Here is a 20,057-nt window from a genome sequence, read left to right as displayed (position 1 = left end):
AGGCTTCTTCAGCATAATTTATCGCACGACCAAAAGCGGCAGCTTTTGAGAGGATGGGGGTCAGGCAGACATTGCCACAGGGCGTGGCGTTCTTAGTCTGCGTTTCTTTGGGAGCAAGGCGCTTCCGCTTTCTTTTTTAACTGTATTTTGAATCATTCAAAGATCTGGCTTCTTCGGGGCTCTGCATCTTGGCAGCTCCAGGATAATGAAGTGCCTGGTCGCGATCGGATTCCACTTTTCCGCTATTTTTAAGCTTTTTTTCCTGTCTGTCTTTGCCCATATTAAACACCTCCATGTTATTAAGATGAAATGAGTGCAAAAGAATTATGCAAAAAGTTGATTCAAAAGGAATTATCCTTTTGAATTGACAGGGTTATTTTACATACGAAAAAGCCATAATGGAAATGATAGGAGGTAGAGGATGGAAGGATTAATTTTCTATTGGATTTCCTGGATGGTTTGGATTATGGCGACTTTTTTTATGGATCGAAATAATAAATACAGGTTTCTATTGTCTGCCTGGATTTTATTTTTTATTATGCTGTCACCCTGGACACTTAAAATCTTCAATGTTGAAACTGGTATTGGTGGCCTTTATCTGCTTGTTTCTTTATATATTTTTGCTGGGAGATTAAAAAAACTGGGTAAACTTTATTTCCTTTTTTGTGCTTTCATCCTGATGATGGCATATGTCACATTTCATCTGTTTGAACTGTTTGATCCGGTTTGGGTTATATTCTCACGGAATTGGATGCTGTCAGTCCTTCTTGTTTATTTGGCTGTCCTCCTGCAAAAAAACAGAATGCTCAGACTGCCGTTAATATTGCTCGGGGGCATCCAGGGAGAGGTTCTATATGCGCTCATTCTTAATCAATTTTCCTTTCCGTACACTATTGGATCATTGGCCTTTCTGGATATCATGGCAACCTCTATTTCTATATCTGCTGTATGGATTGCAGTGCAATGGGCCGTCAAATATATTGAAGCCAACTTTAAACATTTTGAAAGGGAGAAACAAAAATTATCATGAGCGAATATACCTACCCGATACTTTTTGGTCTGGCAGCTGGAACTTTGACCCGTATTTATATGCTGCGGACCGATTACCGGCAATACCCTACATACTTACATGGAAAGATTATACACGTTGCATTGGGATTCATTGCTGCCGGACTGGGAACGGTGGCCATCCCTTCAATAATGGAGGAAGAATTCACAGCCGTTACCTTCCTGACCCTTGCTGCATCGCAGTTTAGGGAAGTCAGAAACATGGAGAGAAACACGCTTACTGAACTGGACAGCTACGAAATGGTTCCCAGAGGCAAAACGTATATAGAAGGCGTGGCGATAGCCTTCGAAAGCAGAAATTACCTTGTGATTTTCACATCTTTATTAAGTACGCTTGGCTATCTGGTATTTAATATATGGGGAGGGCTTGCGGCAGCCATTCTGGCCGTGTTTATTTCAAAGAAATTAATGTCAGGGGGAAGGCTGAAGGAAATCGTTGAAGTTGAGTTTGTAGAGCCGCGATTTGATGGAGCAGGCTTGTATGTTGACAATATTTATATCATGAATATTGGTTTGCCCGAAAGACAAGAGGAAGTGCTGCGATATGGGATGGGATTTATTTTAAAACCTAAAAATTTCAATGCCCGCTCCACTATTGCCAATCTTGGGCAGAGGCAGGCTATATTGCATGATGTCTCCACTGCTTTGGGTGTTTACCGGGATTCCGGAACTCCTGCGCTTGTTCCGCTAGCGAAAAGGGACCTTGATGATGGGCGTATAGGGGTTTTTGTATTGCCGCAGGAAAAAAATATCAATAAAGCCATAAAAATCATCGAAGCGGTTCCAACACTTGAAAACGCGATTAGGATGCCTACTGAACGGCAAACGAATGGGAAAGGAAGTTAGGGAATGGTGCTTGAAAAATTCATACTGGCTGCAATTACAACAAATCCATCCAAGATACCATCAGGAACCGCCGTATTTCATTGTGAAGATAAAAAAGAAATGGAAATCATCGCAGCCAATCTTGAAGCTATTCTTGACGGTATTGCCCATGCTTTAACAGAAGAACTATATGTAATTGTTAAGCATTAATGAGGCTGCCAAGTTTTTATAAAATCAGAAATTATATCTTTGAACTACGATAACTGTCTAGCTCCAGGCGCTATCGGCTCTCGGGTCTAAGCCAATCCGTCCAAAAGGTTAAAGAACAGCCTTTCAGCATGCTCGTCTTATGCTTGAGGCCCATAGGACAAGGAAGGCTTCGACAGCAAAAAATCGCACGACCGAAAGCGGCAGCTTCTGGGAGGATGCGGGTCATGCAGAAGTTGCCGCAGGAAGTGGTGTTTTTAGTCTGCGTGCCTTCATTAAACGGTCGCCTTCCGCTTTTCCTATTGCTAGGAAGGTTTCTCTTTGTTAAAATATCTAAGTTAGACCCTTCTATCTTTGAGAAGGGTTTATTTTATAAATGTACAGCTGTTTGGATGGTTTTAACATCAATGTAGTGTTATTGTGGACAGCCATCTGTATGCTTACTCAAGGTAAAGGCATTTCTGGAACATAGATGGGATGTTTAAACAATTTAAATAAAGAATTGAAAGGGTGATGTTCATGGCAAAACCAGTGGTGGCTATTGTCGGGCGTCCTAACGTTGGAAAATCAACGATATTTAACAGAATTGTAGGAGAACGGATATCCATTGTCGAAGATATTCCGGGAGTGACAAGGGACAGGATTTATAGTTCGGCAGAATGGCTGACTCATGATTTTAATATTATTGACACAGGCGGAATTGATATTGGTGACGAGCCATTTTTAGAGCAAATTCGGCTTCAGGCAGAAATTGCGATAGATGAAGCAGATGTCATTATTTTTCTTGTAAACGGGCGAGAGGGTGTTACCTCTGCAGACGAGGAAGTTGCCAAAATTTTATATAAAGCCAAAAAGCCTGTAGTTCTTGGGGTAAATAAAATCGATAACCCTGAGATGCGGGATTTAATTTATGACTTTTATGCACTTGGCTTTGGTGAACCATTTCCTATTTCAGGTTCTCATGGGCTTGGTCTTGGAGACTTGCTTGATGAAGCAGCCAAGCATTTCCCTAAACATGGCCAAGCTGAATATGGAGAAGAGGTCATTAAGTTTTCATTAATTGGGCGCCCGAATGTCGGGAAATCCTCTCTTGTAAACGCAATGCTTGGTGAAGAACGGGTCATTGTCAGCAATATCGCAGGCACCACAAGAGATGCTATCGACTCGAAGGTGAAAGTTGACGGACAGGAATATGTCATCATCGATACTGCAGGTATGCGAAAAAAAGGGAAAGTCTATGAAACAACAGAAAAATACAGTGTTCTGAGAGCTTTGCGGGCAATCGAACGTTCTGATGTTGTCTTAGTGGTCATCGATGGGGAAGAAGGAATCATCGAGCAGGACAAGCGCATTGCCGGTTATGCTCATGAAGCAGGCAGAGCTGTTGTTATTGTAGTCAATAAGTGGGATGCAGTTGAAAAAGATGAGAGAACAATGAAGGAATTTGAACAAAATATCCGTGAGCATTTTCAATTCCTTGATTATGCACCAATTGTTTTCCTTTCAGCTAAAACGAAAAAGCGTATTCATACCTTAATCCCAATGATTAACACAGCCAGTGAAAACCATGCTTTACGTGTTGAAACAAGCGTCCTCAATGATGTCGTCATGGATGCTGTTGCGATGAATCCGACACCTACAGATAAAGGAAGACGCCTAAGAATTTATTATACAACACAGGTTGCTGTAAAGCCGCCGACATTTGTTGTGTTTGTTAATGATCCTGAACTTCTTCATTTTTCATATGAACGTTTCCTTGAAAACAGAATCAGAGACGCTTTCGGTTTTGAAGGCACACCTATTAAGATATTTGCAAGGGAAAGAAAATAATGCGATGATGCCAGCCAGAAAGCATTATTATTGTCTGGCAGGCAGAATCGGATGAATTTTTGATGCATCCAAATACGTTAAAAGGCAGTGATCAAATGGAGCGGGAAAAAGAAAGTGTAGCTGTAGCAGGTGCTGGGAGCTGGGGTACTGCCCTGGCGATGGTGCTTGCGGATAATGGGCATGACGTCAGAATGTGGGGCCATAATCCTGATCTGATAGAGGAAATTAATAAGCACCATACTAATCAAAAATATTTATCAGGGGTACATCTGCCTGTAGAAATAAGAGGATATACGTCGCTTGAAGAGGCTTTAAACGGAACAGACACTTTGATTTTGGCAGTGCCGACAAAGGCCATTCGTGAAGTAATCGGCAAGATCAAAGGAATTAGAAAAGAGCCTTTAACCATAGTGCATGTAAGTAAAGGCATTGAACCTGATTCACTTCTCCGGATTTCTGAAATGATTGAAGAAGAAATGACTGGGAATCTTCTGGATAGTGTAGTGGTACTCTCTGGACCAAGCCATGCAGAAGAAGTTAGTCTGCGGCATCCCACTACTGTTACGGTATCATCAAAAAATATGGATGCTGCCGAAAAAATTCAGGATTTGTTTATCAATAACAATTTCAGAGTATATACAAACCCGGATATCATTGGAGTGGAAATTGGCGGAGCTTTAAAAAATATTATAGCCCTTGCAGCTGGAATTACAGATGGCTTAGGCTATGGAGACAATGCAAAGGCAGCCCTGATAACCAGAGGTCTTGCTGAAATTGCCCGTCTCGGTATGAAGATGGGGGCAAGCCCGCTTACTTTCTCCGGATTAGCGGGAATCGGTGATTTGATCGTTACATGCACTTCTGTCCATTCACGCAATTGGCGAGCTGGAAATCTTCTTGGAAAGGGACATAATCTGCAGGAAGTCCTTGATAATATGGGCATGGTCGTAGAGGGAGTCAGGACAACAAAGGCAGCACACCAGCTGGCTCAAAAATATGACGTGAAAATGCCGATTACTACTGTCCTGTATGACGTTCTTTTTAATAATGTAAATGCGAAGGATGCTGTTGATCTTCTGATGGCAAGAGGAAAAACACATGAGATGGAAGATCTTGCGAACGTTTTGGAAGATCAAAGCGGGAATAAAAAGAACTGAAATGTTTATTAATTGAAAAATATAGGCATTAGATGATGCGAGACAGCAGGTTCCTGCATACAATGCAACGAAGCAAACTAGTGTAATGAACAGGGTGCTGGGTTATTTAGTCAAATGGCTGAGGTAAAGAATTGCCCCTTCTTTGCCTCAGTTTTTTTGTGTTTAATTTTATTCGTAATGAAAAGCTGTTAGATTTATTCATTTAATATGTTATAATACATTTCGGAAAAGGGAGTTGATTTGTATGTCGCCGGCTTTAATGAAAATGTGGATATCCCTTGCTTCTATGGGATTTATGTTTTTATCTATAATATTAATTTATCTTAGCCGCTACAAGCTGAAAGCTGGGGTTTTTAAGATTATAACAGCCATTGTTGCCTATCTTTTAATGATAATAAGCGGGATTATTATAGTGCTTGTCGTGTTCAGCGGTCCGACAAGCAGCTAGCACTTTTACATAAAGGGTTGATTAAATGAAAAAAGCTTTTAACATATTTTTGCTTTTGTTGAGCGGTGCTTTGATTCTGACGGGCTGTATGTATCCTGAAGAGAAGTTATCTCAAAATCAGATAGCCTATAAGGATCAGCTCCAGTCTGTCCAGTCGGCAGTGGACCAATATCGGGAAGCAAATGGAGGCCTTCTGCCGATCAAAACCAAGGATCAGACAACCCCTATTTATCAAAAGTATCCAATTGATTTTAAGAAAATTGCCCCCAAATTTATGGCAGAGCCGCCTGGGAATGCCTTTGAATCCGGCGGAGTTTTTCAATATGTGATCGTTGATGCGGAAACAGATCCAAAAGTGAAGATTTTTGATTTAAGAATTGCTGAAACCATCAGGGATATTAACCTGAGGGTTAAGGCGCATGGGTTCCCTCCATATAAAGAGCAGATTGCAGAAAATGTCTTTACGATGGATTTCAAAAAATTAGGGTTTAAGGAAGAACCTAAAGCCCTCAGTCCATACAGCGGCAAGACCCTCCCGTATGTTGTTACCGGCAATGCAGAGGTATACGTGGATTATCGGGTTGATTTATATCAGGCATTGGAGAATAAGGAGAACAAGCCTAAACCAGGAGAAGATATTAGAGATCTTCTTGTGAAGGATTCTGACTTTGTTCCCGCCTATTCTCTGCCTTACACAATCGATTCCGCCACGAATGATCCAATCTTTTTGGTGAAATAGTCATAACCCTTCTCCTGCAAAATATATTGTAGGAGAAGGGTTATTTTTTTATATACTTTTATAACCACTCTTCAACTATTGACTATAAGCATAAAGGTGAAGAAATAAAGAAGTAAGGGGAGTTTGAAAATAAAAAAGGAAATTTGGAATGGTAAGCTGTCCATTTCAGACTGTCATTGGTTTGGAGATTTCCAGCTGGCCTGGCAGGTGCAGTGCACATTCCTGATAGGGGGTAAAAATTTTAAAAAACTGTCATAACAATGTAGGACAACATCATACACATATAATGTCCAAACATAATAGATAGGATAATATTATCCCATTAACTCAAGATTTCAGGAGGGGATCACTTGGAAAAGGTTGATATTTTTAAAGATATTGCCGAAAGAACTGGCGGCGATATATATTTTGGAGTAGTTGGCGCAGTTCGCACCGGCAAATCTACATTTATAAAAAAGTTTATGGAACTGGTTGTACTGCCAAATATGGAGAATGAAGCAGAACGTGCCCGCACACAGGATGAGCTTCCTCAAAGTGCTGCCGGCAAGACAATTATGACAACAGAACCGAAATTTGTCCCTAACCAGGCAGCTACAGTGCATGTTGCAGAAGGGCTGAATGTAAATATCAGGCTTGTGGACTGTGTGGGATATACAGTACCGGGGGCGAAGGGCTATGAAGACGAAAACGGCCCGAGAATGATCAATACACCTTGGTATGAAGAGCCGATTCCTTTTCATGAAGCAGCTGAAATAGGAACAAGAAAGGTAATTCAGGAGCATTCGACTATCGGAGTGGTGATTACAACCGACGGAACAATTGGAGAGATCCCGCGTGCGAATTACCTGGAAGCCGAAGAAAGGGTTATTGAAGAGTTAAAGGAAGTTGGCAAGCCATTTATCATGATCATTAACAGTGTCCAGCCCCATCACCCAAATACGGATGCCCTTAGAAATGATCTGGCTGAAAAATACGATATCCCTGTCCTGGCCATGAGTGTTGAGGGCATGAGGGAATCAGATGTACTAAACGTTATGCGTGAAGCTCTTTATGAGTTCCCGGTACTGGAGGTCAATGTAAATCTTCCGAGCTGGGTAATGGTGCTCCATGAAGATCACTGGCTTCGTGAAAGCTATCAGGAAGCTGTTAAAGAAACGGTTAAGGATATAAAGAGGCTAAGAGATGTAGACCGTGTTGTCCATCAATTCAGCGACTTTGAATTCATTGATCGGGCTGGCCTTGCAGGTATTGAAATGGGGCAGGGTGTAGCCGAAATTGACCTATATGCTCCAGATGATCTTTATGATGAGGTACTTAAAGAGATAGTGGGGGTTGAAATCCGCGGAAAAGACCACTTGCTTGAGCTGATGCAGGAATTTGCTCATGCTAAAGCAGAGTATGACCAAATTTCCGATGCATTGAGAATGGTGAAGCAAACCGGCTACGGCATTGCTGCTCCTTCGCTGGCTGATATGAGCCTCGATGAACCGGAGATTACACGCCATGGTTCCCGCTTTGGTGTAAGGCTAAAAGCCGTTGCCCCATCTATTCATATGATTAAAGTGGATGTAGAATCTGAATTCTCACCTATCATCGGAACAGAAAAGCAAAGTGAAGAGCTAGTCCGCTACCTGATGCAGGATTTTGAAGACGATCCGCTTTCAATCTGGAATTCCGACATCTTTGGACGCAGCCTAAGCTCCATCGTTAGAGAAGGAATTCAGGCCAAACTCTCCCTGATGCCTGAAAATGCAAGATACAAACTGAAAGAAACATTAGAAAGAATCATCAATGAAGGCTCTGGCGGATTAATTGCGATCATTCTTTAATGAAGGCTCCTTTTGGAGTCTTTTTTTCGTTTATCCTAATTTAAAGGAAACGATTGAAATATCCCCTGCTTAATTTGCAATTGATTTGCTATAATAGTGTTTTAAAAAGCGCCGTTAGGGTAATAAAAACAGGTCAACTTATTACAAATATGTTGCAAAGAAGAAAAGATTCCCATTAAATCATGAAATATTCTTGATAACCGCATTTGATTGTGATAATCTTTTAACAGAATTACCGTTATGGCGGCCGAAACCCTTATATTTAAAGGGTTTATAATGATTTTTGGATTGAAAAATTTCAATTTATCATTTATTATAGGGCTTGTTAAACAAAAAAACGCCATAACGTATAGAATTCAGTAATTTTGTTTACAAATGTATGTAAGGAATCTTATTTTACTGGGTTTTATCCATATTTGGGAGGAGGTGAAAGGCATGAACAAAACAGAACTAATTAACGCAGTTGCTGAAGCTGGCGAACTTTCTAAAAAAGACGCGACTAAAGCAGTTGATGCTGTTTTCGATACAATCCTTGATGCTTTGAAAAATGGTGATAAGGTACAACTAATCGGTTTCGGAAACTTTGAAGTTCGCGAGCGTGCAGCCCGTAAAGGACGCAACCCGCAAACTGGCGAAGAAATCGAAATCGCTGCAAGCAAAGTTCCTGCTTTCAAACCGGGTAAAGCACTCAAAGACGCGGTGAAATAACGCCTTGAGTCTTACATAGGCAAGGGATTGACCTATTTCAAACTACAGTAAATCCCTAATGTTCAAAGGACCCCTCATATTTTGAGGGGTTTTTTGATTACATTTTTAATTCAGAAATAAATTATCCTAATAATTTATATACTTTACAATCCTAAAAAAAATTGACATGATGTAGTTAGGAGTTACTAGGAGGTTATACATATGGCAACACCGCATATTGGTTTTGAAGAACAGTTATGGAGTATGGCGGATAAGTTACGTGGTTCAATGGATTCAGGTGAATATAAAAATGTTGTATTAGGATTATTATTTTTGAAATATGTATCAGATGCATTTGAAGAACGACATGCGGAACTTGAAGCAGATGAGTTTGCTGATGCAGAAGACCGTGATGAATATGTCATGGATAATATCTTTTGGGTTCCGAAGGAAGCGCGCTGGTCATTCATTAAGGAAAATGCAAAGAAGCCCGAGATTGGGCAGATTATTGATAAAGCGATGATTGCAATCGAGAAAGAAAATCCATCATTACAAGGTGTTCTTCCAAAAGAATATGCACGTCCTGCTCTTGATAAAGTTCGTCTGGGGGAAACTATTGATTTGTTTTCCTTTAAAGTCGGCGATGAGGAAAGTCGCTCAAAAGATGTGCTAGGACGAGTGTACGAATATTTCTTGAGTAAGTTTGCTAGTGCAGAGGGTAAGAATGGGGGCGAGTTCTACACTCCATCCTCGGTTGTTCGTTTGCTTGTTGAAATGTTAGAACCATATAAAGGACGAATTTATGACCCTTGCTGCGGTTCGGGCGGAATGTTTGTCCAAAGTGAAAAGTTCGTTGAAGAACATCAAGGTAAGCTAGGAGATATTTCAGTTTACGGTCAAGAATCAAATCCTACGACTTGGAAGCTTTGTAAAATGAACTTGGCTATTCGCGGTATCGATGGCAATATTGGTACACACAATGCTGATACTTTCCATAATGATTTACATAAGGGGTTAAAAGCAGATTATATCTTAGCCAACCCCCCATTCAACATTAAAGATTGGGGTGGGGATAGACTACGTGAAGATGTTCGTTGGCAATACGGTACACCACCAACTGGCAATGCGAACTATGCATGGATTCAACATATGATTTCTAAGTTAGCACCAGCAGGAACAGCGGGTTTTGTTTTAGCAAATGGCTCGATGTCTAGTAATACTTCTGGTGAAGGTGAAATTCGTAAAAACTTAATTGAAGCTGATTTAGTCGAATGTATAGTTACCCTGCCGGGGCAACTATTTTACTCAACTCCAATTCCTGTTTGTATTTGGTTTGTATCGAAAAATAAATCAAAAACTGGTAATCGAACACGAAATGGAGAGATTCTTTTTATTGATGCAAGAAAATTAGGTAGGATGACAGACCGCACGCATAAAGAGTTTATGGATGATGATATTAAAAAGATTACAAAAGCCTTTCATACTTGGCGTGGAACTATAAATGAAGCATATGAAGATATCCAAGGTCTTTGTAAAGCTGCAAAAATTGAAGAAGTACGAAAAAACGATTACATATTAACACCTGGTCGTTATGTGGGTTTAGAAGAAGTCGAAAATGACGGTGTACCATTTGAAGAAAAGATGGCGCGTTTAACAAGTGAGCTATCAGAACAATTCGCAAAATCGAAACAGCTAGAAGACCAAATTCGCCAAGCTTTAAGGGGGGTTGGGTATGAGCTCTAGAGTTCAACTTGTTGAATTAACAACTAAAATTGGGAGTGGTTCTACTCCCAGAGGCGGAAAAAAGTCGTATTTAGCAAATGGTTTGTACAAGTTAATTCGTAGTCAAAATATCTATAATCATTATTTTTCTGAAGACGGACTAGCATATATTTCAGAAGAACAAGCTCATAAACTAAATAACGTTGAACTAATGAAAGATGACATTTTGATAAATATTACTGGAGATTCAGTTGCAAGAGCAACTATTGTGACTGAAAAAATGTTACCAGCTAGAGTAAATCAACATGTATCAATTATTAGATGTAATAACGAAAAAATATATCCTCATTATTTACTATCCGTATTAACATCTAAGGAGATGCAAAGACATTTACTATCTTTAGCCCAAGTTGGTGGAACTAGAGCTGCTTTGACAAAAGGAATGTTAGAGAAACTTGAAATCGATATTGTAGGTATGAAGAAGCAAAGATATATAGGGGATGTATTACGTTTTATAAATACAAAAATAGAGACAAATCAAAATGTGATACAGCTCTTAGAAAAAATTTCTCAGGCACTTTTCAAAAGCTGGTTTTATGATTTTGAGTTTCCGAATGAGGAAGGTCTACCTTATAAATCAAGTGGTGGGAAGATGGTGGATAGTCAATTAGGGGATATACCAGAGGGATGGAATCTCTATGTTTTATCAGAGATTACTCAAATAAGTAAGAAGACATTTAATCCCCAAAAAACTGATGCTAAGGTGGTAGCTCATTTTAGTTTACCTGCATATGACTCAAAATGTTATCCTATTCTCGATGAAGTAAAAACTATTAAAAGTAATAAGTGGATAGTAAATGAAAACTGTGTTCTTTTTTCAAAAATGAATCCTTCGACGCCAAGAGTATGGCTACCAATTTTAGACAAAAGTAGGCTAAATGTTTGCTCAAGTGAATTTGTTGTTTTGAAAAGTGAAAATGATAGTAAAGCAGCGTTTATCTATAATTTATGTAAGTCTGAACCTTTTACTGAGTATTTAATAGCCGGTGCAACGGGCTCAACTAATAGTAGGCAGCGTATTACTCCGGATAATGCAATGTTGTTTAAAATAGCGTTAAATGGTGAATTAATTGATAAATACGGACTCGTTGTTAAAGATTTGATGGAAAAAGTGAAAATATTGTCTAAAGAAAATCATCAATTAGAAAAAGTAAGAGATACACTACTTCCAAAACTCCTCTCGGGAGGGATTGAAATACCAGACGAAAGTGTGGTCGTTTAGATGTTCAGATATTTAGAGTCGGATTTAGAGGAAGCGACATTGGAATGGCTGGCTGAGATGGATTATTCCATTTTGGCTGGTCCGGATATTGCCCATGAAGGTGAGTATCCTGAACGGGACAGTTATCAAGATGTGGTGTTAGATGAACGTTTAAAGGATGCACTCAAGAGGATTAATCCGAATATGCCAATGAATGCGATTGAGTTGGCTATTCAGAAAATTGCGGCGAATGAATCATCCAGCTTGATTTTGAACAATGAAAAGTTTCATCGTATGGTGACAGAAGGCTTGGATATTGAGTTGCAGGGTTCAGATGGATACAATCCTACTGAAAAAGTTTGGTTGTTTGATTTTGAACATCCTGAAAATAACGATTTTGTGGCAGTTAATCAGTTCACTATTACTGAAGGAAGTCAAAATAAACGCCCTGATGTGCTTATTTTCGTAAATGGCTTACCTTTAGTTGTAATTGAGTTAAAAAACGCTACAAATGAAGCAACAGGCATTTCAGAAGGCTATAATCAGCTTCAAACCTATAAGCAAGCCATACCTTCATTATTTCGTTACAATGCTTTTTTAGTAACAAGTGACGGGGTAAATGCTCGTGTCGGTTCATTAACAGCAAATGAAGAACGTTTTATGAAATGGCGGACGATTGAGGGGCTAGAACTTGCTCCCACCTCTCTATCACAATTAGAGGTGTTGTTAAAAGGAATGCTCGAGCCAAGTCGTTTAATGGATATCTTGCGTAACTTTATTTTGTTCCAAACAGACGGAGAGAATACATACAAAATTTTAGCTGCTTATCATCAATTTCATGCTGTGAATAAAGCTGTAGAGAAAGCGAAAGTAGCTGTACAAGGAGACCATAAAATTGGGGTTGTGTGGCATACTCAGGGCTCCGGGAAGAGTTTATCGATGGTATTCTTTGCTGGAAAACTAATTCAAGCAATGAACAATCCAACCATTGTGGTATTGACGGACCGAAATGATTTAGATGACCAACTGTTTAATACGTTCTCGATTTCGAAAAGCATATTACGTCAAACACCGAGCCAAGCAAATAGTCGTGATGAACTTCGACAATTATTATCGGTTGAATCTGGAGGTATTATTTTTACGACGCTACAGAAGTTTTCCCCAGATGAAGATACAGGCATCATGCCATGTTTAACGGACCGTTCGAACGTCATTGTCATGGCGGATGAAGCCCACCGTTCCCAATATGGATTCGGAGCAACAATTCGGGGAAATGATGCTGAAACCAAGTATGGGTTTGCGAAATATGTACGTGATGCTCTTCCGAATGCTTCGTTTGCGGGTTTCACTGGAACTCCCGTGGAAGCAACAGATAAAAATACACCTGCTGTTTTCGGTGAATACATTGATATTTATGATATGACACAGGCTGTGGAAGATGGTTCGACAGTTAAAATTTTTTATGAGAGTCGTATTATTCCATTGGATTTACCGAGTGACCTTCGACTCGATGATGAATATGAAGAAATCACAGAAGACCAGGAACAATCAGTGAAAGAACGATTGAAATCTAAATGGTCAAGACTTGAGGCATTAGCCGGAGCTGAATCACGAATAAAACGTCTAGCTGAGGATGTTGTGAATCATTATGAAGAACGACAACAGGCTATGTTCGGAAAGTCGATGGTAGTCGTGATGTCTCGTCGTATTGCGATTGATTTGTATAAAGAAATTACAGCATTGCGTCCAGAATGGCATTCTGATGACGATGATAAAGGCGTGATTAAAATTGTTATGACAGGAGCTTCAAGTGACCCTGTAGAATGGCAAAAGTTTATTGGAAATAAAAAGAGACGTGAGTATTTAGCAAAGCGCATGAAAGATAATGAAGACCCATTACAAATCGTCATTGTACGAGATATGTGGCTGACAGGTTTTGATGTTCCGGCAATGAACACGATGTATATCGACAAGCCTATGAAAGGGCATAATTTGATGCAAGCCATTGCTCGTGTAAATCGTGTGTTCAAGGACAAGCCTGGTGGATTAATTGTCGATTACATTGGTATAGCAGAAAGCTTAAAAGAAGCCTTGCATCAATACACGGAAAGTGACAAAAATACTGCTGGTGTAGATTCATCTGTTGTGGTAAATATCTTGCTAGAAAAGTATGAAGTGCTCATTGAAATTTTGTATGGGCATGATTATAGTGGCTATTTATCTGATAAGGCAACGGTCAGAATGAATGCAATTATCTCAACAATGGACTTTGTTCTTGGTCTAGGTGAAGAAGAAAAGAAACGCTTTTTAACAACTGTAACAGAACTTTCGAAAGCGTTTGCTTTATGTGCTACTACTTTAGAGGCACAGGAACTTAATGCAGAAATTGGTTTCTTTAAAGCTGTTAAAGCTAGTCTTGTTAAGAGCATTGGCGATTGTAGTAAGAAGAAAACGAACGCCCAAATGGAAGCTAGAATTAATCAGTTAATATCGAGGTCAGTCATTTCAGAAGAAGTGGTCGATATTTATGAATCACTGGGCTTAGAGAACCCGGATATTTCGATTCTATCGGATAAGTTCTTAGAAGATGTGAAGGCAATGCCTCATAAAAACTTAGCTGTAGAGTTACTAAATCGTTTGTTAAACGGGAAAGTGAAAAGTGTGCAAAGAACAAACTTAATAAAGGCTCGTAAATTTTCCGATATGCTAGAAGGAGCTCTCAATAAATATAATAAGCGAGCGATTGAAACGTCGAAGGTTATTGAAGAATTGATTGCATTGGCTAAGGAGATAGATGGGGCATATAAACGAGGAGAGCAAACAGGACTTGTTAAAGAAGAAATTGCCTTCTATGATGCATTAGCATCACATGAAACTGCAGAGCAAGTATTAGGCGATGATACACTTAAACTCATCGCGCACGAGTTATCGAAGTCAATTAAAGCAAATATGAGCATCGATTGGAACCTACGTGAATCTGCAAGAGCAAAAATGAGAGTAACCGTGAAGAGACTCTTAAAGAAATATGGATATCCACCTGATTTACAGAAGGAAGCTGTAGAGACGGTGGTAAAGCAGGCTGAGTTAATGGCGCAACTAGAATTTGAACTAAATATTTAATGAAAAGCTCGCCAATTCTGGTGAGTTTTTGCTTTTAGTTAGTCGGTTTTCTTTGAAAAAGGGAAACCCTGGTACTTTTATGTTATTTTCTCTTTATCCATCTTACTCCTGCAATAAAATAGCATTCCTTTATGTAGATTTTTAATTTTGTTAAAGATGAGCATACGTTAAATTTCACAAAACTAAAAATCATCATTCTAATTAGTTTAATAAATCTCAGATAAGTGTATGATAAAATTAGGAATGAGTGACGGTATGAGCTATTTAGATGTATAGATATTACTAGTACCTACAGGGAAATTAAAAAAGAAACAAACAAATATGGGCTGCTGAAAAAAAGTAATGTGATATAAGGAGAGAAATTAATGGATGAATATAAAATTGGCTCTTGGTTCTCATATGATAAACCCAAATGGGAAACAAACCTTGAAGGGTGCAGTGACGAGGTAATAAAAAAAACTGGGTTTTCAAGGGAACAATTAAAAAAAGTACTTGAAGTGTTGTATCAGAATAGAATTTTCGAGTAGTAAATATGAAAAACTACTAACATTCCTAATGTTCTTATTTTCTATTTCATAGAATATTTATAGAGAAACTAGCTTATTTTAGAAGAAGGTAGTAATATGAAAAAATATACCCATGTTGAATGTAAAATAGATATTTTAGAAGATGATATAGTAATTTTTAAAGCAGGTGAAATTTATAAGATTACAGGATTTGATTTTCATTCACTTGTGTACTATGTTGAGCCTGAATTTTATGAGGATAGCCCCTTACCTGATGAATTTGTTATAATGTCAATGGATAAAAGATTTGAATTTAAAATCTTGTAAATAAGTGTTGTTTAAGAGCTTTTTACAAAATATGATATTTGTCTTAGAAGCACAGGGTTCGATAAAATACTACTTTTCACATATATATCTGGACATTATTAAGTAAGTATTTTAAAAGGTTTTTTAATAAAAAATACTTGGAGTCATATGCCCCAAGTATACTTAGCAATCACTACTAAATAAATACCCAAATAGTTTAAAAACAGAAAATCCTAGTGACACAAAGAGTATTGCTGCAACGGAAAATTTCTGATTATATCTTGGAGTATTCAATAAAAATGGAACATTCACTAAGACATGAAACTTTTTTGTTGATGACTATCAAATTCAATTGCTCTAATTGCTTTTAATCCTTTTTCTGTATGAACTACTTCAACCAAGTATAACTTTGATGTTGAATAACCGTTGTAAGAATTTGTGGGCATTTTAATTTTTATGTCATTAACATGGAAAAAAATCTTATTGCTATGATATTGCCCTTCCATTGGTTTGAAAAAGCCGTATTTTTTCTCGAAATTATAGTTTGTAATAGTAGCGATTACTTTGTATGGAAAACTCGTTCCTTGTTTGTCATTCTTAAAAATAGCAAAAGGGACATCTTCTGGTAAATAAGACTTATATGGATAGTAATAATATAGACCTTCTCCGGAAGGGTTATTGTCTACCCACTGACCTGAATAAGTTATTTTGTTATTAATGAGTTGTTTGCCATATCCATCCCTTTTCCCATTAATCCATTCTCCTTCGTATAACTCATACTTTGAAAATCTTTTATGTAAAATACCAAATCCGTTATACTTATCACTCTTCCATGAACCCTCATACTCAATTTTGCCATCATAAAACTCTATACCAAATCCGTCTCTTAAATTCCCTCTAAATTCTCCTTCATAGAATCTTTCACTATGATGGTCAATGTACCATTTCCCCCTACCATGCCTTAAATTATCTTTAAATTTTCCTTCATATACTATTCTGCCATGCTCATCAAACTCCCTTCCAAAGCCGATTCTAACATTATTTTGTATTTCCCCTTCATATAACCTTGTGGTATTCGTCCAGATTGAAGATAAATCACTTAGAGAAACCTTAAATAATACCTCTTCTCTATCAGTTTGTATATAACCATTCTGGAACTGTCCTTTATAAACCCTTTGCAATGTCTCTACATGGGAATCCTCATTAATATAGAGTATTCCGTCCCCATTTGCTTGTCCATTTTTCCAGAAACCTTCATAAATCACATTTTTGTTTTTATTGTAAAAGGTGCCTTCGCCTTCCATTTTGTTATTCATCCAAAAACCTTGATAATAATCACCATTTATGTTATAAAATGTTCCTTCCCCCTGAATACGCCCTTCATAAAAATCCCCTTCATAAACCAATTCATCATCCACTAGGAATTTCCCTTGACCATGATACTTACCATTGTTAAAGGTTCCCTCATACCTCAAAGATTGTTGTCTAAAGTAATGATTCCACCATAGAAGTTTTGCATCTCCTTTAAGAATCCCTTTTCCATGAGGGAGAAAGTTTCTGATTTCCCCTTTATAAAAGCCCAATTCTTTATCATGGTCATCCCAACTTTTTTCACTATATATATACCCATGTTCTATATAATCATCATTACCAGCTCGAATATAATTCACAAAACGGAGCTCACCAATTGTTTCATTTTTATTTTCAGCAGAGGTTATAAAGATATCTTTTTCCATCTCTCCAAAAGGTAAAGTTTCTAGCGGAAGTCTTACATTCACTTTAATTTCTTTAATGGTAGATTCTTTTATAAACACATCTTTAAATAATTTTCCTAACATTGCTCCAGCCTCCATAAAGGTTTATCTCGATGTCTGATTTCTCAGATAGAACTTGTTTTTAAGTTTTTTGACAATAAATATCTTGTAATTGCATGAATAACTGTTTAAAAAACTCATAATTGTATATAGGTATTCTTCCTAATATAAAAAGTTATTATAAATATCGGCGACTTTTAATATTAGTTAATTCTATTAAGTGAATTTCCTTAATCCATCAGCTATGAATTAACATGCTAAATTGCACTGAAAGTGCATTAACAAACCTTCATCAGCACGGTCTCCATCAATTAAACTGCCTATCCATTATTTGGAGGATATTTTAGTCAACTAATCCACAATTTCGATTGTTAACCCGTAATTAAATATCAGTGTAATCAACCACCCATAACTTATTCCACCTTGCTAAAAAGTTTAAAACTGAATTGTCTCCCTTTTTAAGTTACAGATTCCACTCCAGTTTTTTAATATAGAAAACTGGGGTAGGTATTCTTTCTTCCAACTATTTTGAATAATTAATAAGCCTCTTATTTAGAATTCCGGCAGGAAATAGATATGGCGATGCTTGAATAAGCAGGCGCTCAGATTCCCTTAATAATTGGCTACTTGCATGGGGAAGTACAGCGATTACAGCTACAGACAAGTGGTTGCTATCGAAAGCCTGCTGGAGCTCCTTACTATAATGTCTCCCGCTTAATAGCAAACTTCTATGTGAGGCGATTCTCGCTCTAACATTTCGTGTACTACCAATATATACTTTATCGTTCTTTTTATTTTCGAGGATGTAAACTCCTGCTGTCCTCGGAAATTCCATATCATGTGAGAATTTTAAAAGGTTAAAGTTAACATTCATTTAATACATCTCCCTTACTAATTTAAAAAGAATGGTATCAGAGTAAATAATAATTTACAAATTTACCCATTCGCATTATTGATTTAGCTTCGGAATAAACATTAGACAAATTCAATGTTTATAAGGTTCTCTGTTGACAAAATATTTTTAAGTTAACTGTCTTCAATTAACTGTCACTTTTACCTTAAAGTTAAGTTATTAAAAAATTCACCTTTTTTTAACATAATAGGGAAATTTCGATTAAAATTTTAAAAATTTTGAGGTGAATAAATTGAAAAATAAGCTAAGAAACTTTTCGGTTAAGATAATACGGGGGTTTCCTTATGTATACTCTTGGTCTTATAGAAAAAAGAGTTATCGTTCTAATTCTATAGACCAGCGTTATCATTGGAAATATCGTGGAAGGTACGGTACAAAACGTATACAGAGTTTTATGAGGCAGTTAAATGAAGATGAGAAGAAGCAATTAAGAAAAGAAGTTCAACAAAAATTAAACGACTACCATGAAAAGCAAGTGAGGATAAATAACCTTTTGGAAAATGAACCTTTCAAATCAAGGTATACACAAATTTCCAAAGTGAAGAACAGACACAACAGGGAAAAGATGCTAAATGAATTACGAAGAGAATTAAGGCAATCAATTAAGACTAACGGCATCCAATAGATGGTAAGACTCTGAGTTACCTTCGAAAGGGGGCTTAATAATTGTTTGGCTTGGTTATTTAAAACCGGTAGGACTCCTACTAATTCCATAAAATTATAAAGAAGGAAACAATTTGTTAAAGGATTCAGCCCAGAAGAGAATTATATTGACAAAAGAAATGACATAGTAAAAATTATTGACCCGTCCATTAATTGACGGGTTTTTGCATTTAGCAAACTTTAAGCTTGCAACTATTGTTGTTGAAATAGAATTATAATGAATTAACTGGGTATTATGCCAAATTCAACTGGATGTTTATGTTGAGATGAAATAATCTAGTAAAACCTAAGCTATCGAAGCAGTTTTTCCTTGAACTATTACGACTCTAAAAAATATACATATAATTAAATTCAAAGTGGGGGATGTAATGGGGTTGAGAGGGAGAGTAAGTTTAATTGTTGGTTGGATAACTTTGATTCTAATGGGTACAGATTTATTTGTAATATTTCAGTTACTACCGTTCATTTTGAAAGCGTAAAGTGTTAGTTCAACAATGACTGGATGGTTGGTAACTGTTTTTGCTGTAACATATGCTATTACAGCACCTTTCTTTGGTCGGGCTTCTGATAAGAATGGGAGGAATTTTTATTACATTAGGGTTATTGTTATCTTCTCTAGCGCATTAACTGCTTTTTCATCTTCTTTTACCTGGTTAATCATTAGTCGTATTTTAGTTGGATGGTCAGTTGCTGCAAGCACCCCTTTAATTTATACCATTATCGGGGTTATTGCACCATCAAATAGAGAGGTACTTGGCATTATATTATTGTTTCAGGACATTTAACGCCTCTTTGGGCTGGAGCGCCAATCAGAATGTACTATAGCATTTTCCAAGTTAGAAAAAATTGTATGAATTGAGATAACAATAAATCGTTTTAAATAATTAGCTATGTTAAATAACTCAGTTCATATTTGAACGAAACGAACTCTTGTTCTGTAATGGATATAATATATGACGAGA

The 20,057-nt window shown here is 37.5% G+C and carries 19 protein-coding genes; 16 read left to right on the top strand and 3 right to left on the bottom strand.

Annotated features, from left to right (window positions below):
• Positions 1-136: 136 nt before the first annotated feature.
• Positions 137-280: a YpzI family protein gene (locus tag DFO72_RS01325; RefSeq protein ID WP_113884518.1), complete on the bottom strand. Its 144-nt coding sequence runs from the start codon at positions 278-280 to the stop codon at positions 137-139.
• 141 nt (positions 281-421) lie between these two features.
• Here DFO72_RS01325 and DFO72_RS01320 point away from each other — a divergent pair, with 141 nt between their 5' ends.
• The 14 genes from DFO72_RS01320 to DFO72_RS01260 all read left to right on the top strand — a co-directional run bounded on the left by DFO72_RS01320 (position 422) and on the right by DFO72_RS01260 (position 15,726).
• The gene (locus DFO72_RS01320) at positions 422-1,030 is read left to right on the top strand and encodes a YphA family membrane protein (RefSeq protein WP_113884519.1); all 609 of its coding nucleotides are present in this window, start codon (positions 422-424) and stop codon (positions 1,028-1,030) included.
• On the top strand, positions 1,027-1,914 hold the full coding sequence (locus DFO72_RS01315; RefSeq protein WP_113884520.1) for a YIEGIA family protein: 888 nt from the start codon (positions 1,027-1,029) through the stop codon (positions 1,912-1,914). The genes DFO72_RS01320 and DFO72_RS01315 overlap by 4 nt, the downstream gene beginning before the upstream one ends.
• 3 nt (positions 1,915-1,917) lie before the next feature.
• Positions 1,918-2,103, top strand: a complete 186-nt coding sequence (locus DFO72_RS01310) for a capping complex subunit for YIEGIA (protein WP_113884521.1) — start codon at positions 1,918-1,920, stop codon at positions 2,101-2,103.
• 516 nt (positions 2,104-2,619) lie between these two features.
• A complete protein-coding gene (der, locus tag DFO72_RS01305; RefSeq protein WP_113884523.1) occupies positions 2,620-3,930 on the top strand; it encodes a ribosome biogenesis GTPase Der in 1,311 nt (436 codons plus the stop codon).
• Positions 3,931-4,025: 95 nt separating this feature from the next.
• A complete protein-coding gene (locus tag DFO72_RS01300; protein WP_181782384.1) occupies positions 4,026-5,087 on the top strand; it encodes an NAD(P)H-dependent glycerol-3-phosphate dehydrogenase in 1,062 nt (353 codons plus the stop codon).
• A 244-nt stretch (positions 5,088-5,331) separates the two neighbouring features.
• Positions 5,332-5,535, top strand: a complete 204-nt coding sequence (locus DFO72_RS01295; protein WP_113884525.1) for a DUF2768 domain-containing protein — start codon at positions 5,332-5,334, stop codon at positions 5,533-5,535.
• Between the two features lie 25 nt (positions 5,536-5,560).
• Positions 5,561-6,274 carry a hypothetical protein gene (locus DFO72_RS01290; protein ID WP_113884526.1) on the top strand — a complete coding sequence of 238 codons (714 nt, stop codon included), beginning with the start codon at positions 5,561-5,563 and terminating at the stop codon, positions 6,272-6,274.
• Between the two features lie 350 nt (positions 6,275-6,624).
• Positions 6,625-8,103, top strand: a complete 1,479-nt coding sequence (gene spoIVA / locus DFO72_RS01285; RefSeq protein WP_113884527.1) for a stage IV sporulation protein A — start codon at positions 6,625-6,627, stop codon at positions 8,101-8,103.
• Between the two features lie 435 nt (positions 8,104-8,538).
• The gene (gene hbs, locus DFO72_RS01280) at positions 8,539-8,811 is read left to right on the top strand and encodes a non-specific DNA-binding protein Hbs (RefSeq protein ID WP_009332755.1); all 273 of its coding nucleotides are present in this window, start codon (positions 8,539-8,541) and stop codon (positions 8,809-8,811) included.
• Positions 8,812-9,012: 201 nt separating this feature from the next.
• Entirely contained in the window at positions 9,013-10,533 is a 1,521-nt protein-coding gene (locus tag DFO72_RS01275) for a type I restriction-modification system subunit M (protein ID WP_113884528.1), read from the top strand.
• Positions 10,523-11,794 carry a restriction endonuclease subunit S gene (locus tag DFO72_RS01270; RefSeq protein WP_113884529.1) on the top strand — a complete coding sequence of 424 codons (1,272 nt, stop codon included), beginning with the start codon at positions 10,523-10,525 and terminating at the stop codon, positions 11,792-11,794. Before DFO72_RS01275 ends, DFO72_RS01270 begins: the two co-directional genes overlap by 11 nt.
• On the top strand, positions 11,795-14,893 hold the full coding sequence (locus DFO72_RS01265; protein WP_113884530.1) for a type I restriction endonuclease subunit R: 3,099 nt from the start codon (positions 11,795-11,797) through the stop codon (positions 14,891-14,893).
• 365 nt (positions 14,894-15,258) lie between these two features.
• Positions 15,259-15,420 carry a hypothetical protein gene (locus DFO72_RS29225; RefSeq protein WP_166672403.1) on the top strand — a complete coding sequence of 54 codons (162 nt, stop codon included), beginning with the start codon at positions 15,259-15,261 and terminating at the stop codon, positions 15,418-15,420.
• Positions 15,421-15,516: 96 nt separating this feature from the next.
• The gene (locus DFO72_RS01260; protein ID WP_134177203.1) at positions 15,517-15,726 is read left to right on the top strand and encodes a hypothetical protein; all 210 of its coding nucleotides are present in this window, start codon (positions 15,517-15,519) and stop codon (positions 15,724-15,726) included.
• A 290-nt stretch (positions 15,727-16,016) separates the two neighbouring features.
• On the opposite strand, the gene DFO72_RS01255 is transcribed toward DFO72_RS01260, so the two are convergent.
• Together DFO72_RS01255 and DFO72_RS01250 are read right to left on the bottom strand one after the other, a co-directional pair.
• Positions 16,017-17,543 carry a hypothetical protein gene (locus DFO72_RS01255; protein WP_166672402.1) on the bottom strand — a complete coding sequence of 509 codons (1,527 nt, stop codon included), beginning with the start codon at positions 17,541-17,543 and terminating at the stop codon, positions 16,017-16,019.
• 499 nt (positions 17,544-18,042) lie between these two features.
• A complete protein-coding gene (locus DFO72_RS01250; protein ID WP_113885931.1) occupies positions 18,043-18,393 on the bottom strand; it encodes a GIY-YIG nuclease family protein in 351 nt (116 codons plus the stop codon).
• A gap of 271 nt (positions 18,394-18,664) precedes the next feature.
• Between DFO72_RS01250 and DFO72_RS01245 the strand changes: the two genes are divergently transcribed.
• Both DFO72_RS01245 and DFO72_RS29825 read left to right on the top strand, forming a co-directional pair.
• On the top strand, positions 18,665-19,057 hold the full coding sequence (locus DFO72_RS01245) for a hypothetical protein (protein ID WP_113884540.1): 393 nt from the start codon (positions 18,665-18,667) through the stop codon (positions 19,055-19,057).
• A 532-nt stretch (positions 19,058-19,589) separates the two neighbouring features.
• Positions 19,590-19,880 carry an MFS transporter gene (locus tag DFO72_RS29825; RefSeq protein WP_243856039.1) on the top strand — a complete coding sequence of 97 codons (291 nt, stop codon included), beginning with the start codon at positions 19,590-19,592 and terminating at the stop codon, positions 19,878-19,880.
• The last annotated feature ends 177 nt before the right edge of the window (positions 19,881-20,057 follow it).

Source organism: Cytobacillus oceanisediminis (genome assembly GCF_004366035.1).
GTDB classification, from domain to species: domain Bacteria; phylum Bacillota; class Bacilli; order Bacillales; family Cytobacillaceae; genus Cytobacillus; species Cytobacillus oceanisediminis_C.
The sequence above is the reverse complement of the archived record's forward strand: the minus strand, read 5'-3'. Positions and strand labels throughout refer to the sequence as shown.

Bases quoted from the DNA above. Each gene is read 5' to 3' on its own strand.
- DFO72_RS01325 (WP_113884518.1), bottom strand. From the start codon at position 280: ATGGGCAAAGACAGACAGGAAAAAAAGCTTAAAAATAGCGGAAAAGTG.
- DFO72_RS01320 (WP_113884519.1), top strand. From the start codon at position 422: ATGGAAGGATTAATTTTCTATTGGATTTCCTGGATGGTTTGGATTATG.
- DFO72_RS01315 (WP_113884520.1), top strand. From the start codon at position 1,027: ATGAGCGAATATACCTACCCGATACTTTTTGGTCTGGCAGCTGGAACT.
- DFO72_RS01310 (WP_113884521.1), top strand. From the start codon at position 1,918: ATGGTGCTTGAAAAATTCATACTGGCTGCAATTACAACAAATCCATCC.
- der (WP_113884523.1), top strand. From the start codon at position 2,620: ATGGCAAAACCAGTGGTGGCTATTGTCGGGCGTCCTAACGTTGGAAAA.
- DFO72_RS01300 (WP_181782384.1), top strand. From the start codon at position 4,026: ATGGAGCGGGAAAAAGAAAGTGTAGCTGTAGCAGGTGCTGGGAGCTGG.
- DFO72_RS01295 (WP_113884525.1), top strand. From the start codon at position 5,332: ATGTCGCCGGCTTTAATGAAAATGTGGATATCCCTTGCTTCTATGGGA.
- DFO72_RS01290 (WP_113884526.1), top strand. From the start codon at position 5,561: ATGAAAAAAGCTTTTAACATATTTTTGCTTTTGTTGAGCGGTGCTTTG.
- hbs (WP_009332755.1), top strand. From the start codon at position 8,539: ATGAACAAAACAGAACTAATTAACGCAGTTGCTGAAGCTGGCGAACTT.
- DFO72_RS01275 (WP_113884528.1), top strand. From the start codon at position 9,013: ATGGCAACACCGCATATTGGTTTTGAAGAACAGTTATGGAGTATGGCG.
- DFO72_RS01270 (WP_113884529.1), top strand. From the start codon at position 10,523: ATGAGCTCTAGAGTTCAACTTGTTGAATTAACAACTAAAATTGGGAGT.
- DFO72_RS01265 (WP_113884530.1), top strand. From the start codon at position 11,795: ATGTTCAGATATTTAGAGTCGGATTTAGAGGAAGCGACATTGGAATGG.
- DFO72_RS29225 (WP_166672403.1), top strand. From the start codon at position 15,259: ATGGATGAATATAAAATTGGCTCTTGGTTCTCATATGATAAACCCAAA.
- DFO72_RS01260 (WP_134177203.1), top strand. From the start codon at position 15,517: ATGAAAAAATATACCCATGTTGAATGTAAAATAGATATTTTAGAAGAT.
- DFO72_RS01255 (WP_166672402.1), bottom strand. From the start codon at position 17,543: ATGTTAGGAAAATTATTTAAAGATGTGTTTATAAAAGAATCTACCATT.
- DFO72_RS01250 (WP_113885931.1), bottom strand. From the start codon at position 18,393: ATGAATGTTAACTTTAACCTTTTAAAATTCTCACATGATATGGAATTT.
- DFO72_RS29825 (WP_243856039.1), top strand. From the start codon at position 19,590: ATGACTGGATGGTTGGTAACTGTTTTTGCTGTAACATATGCTATTACA.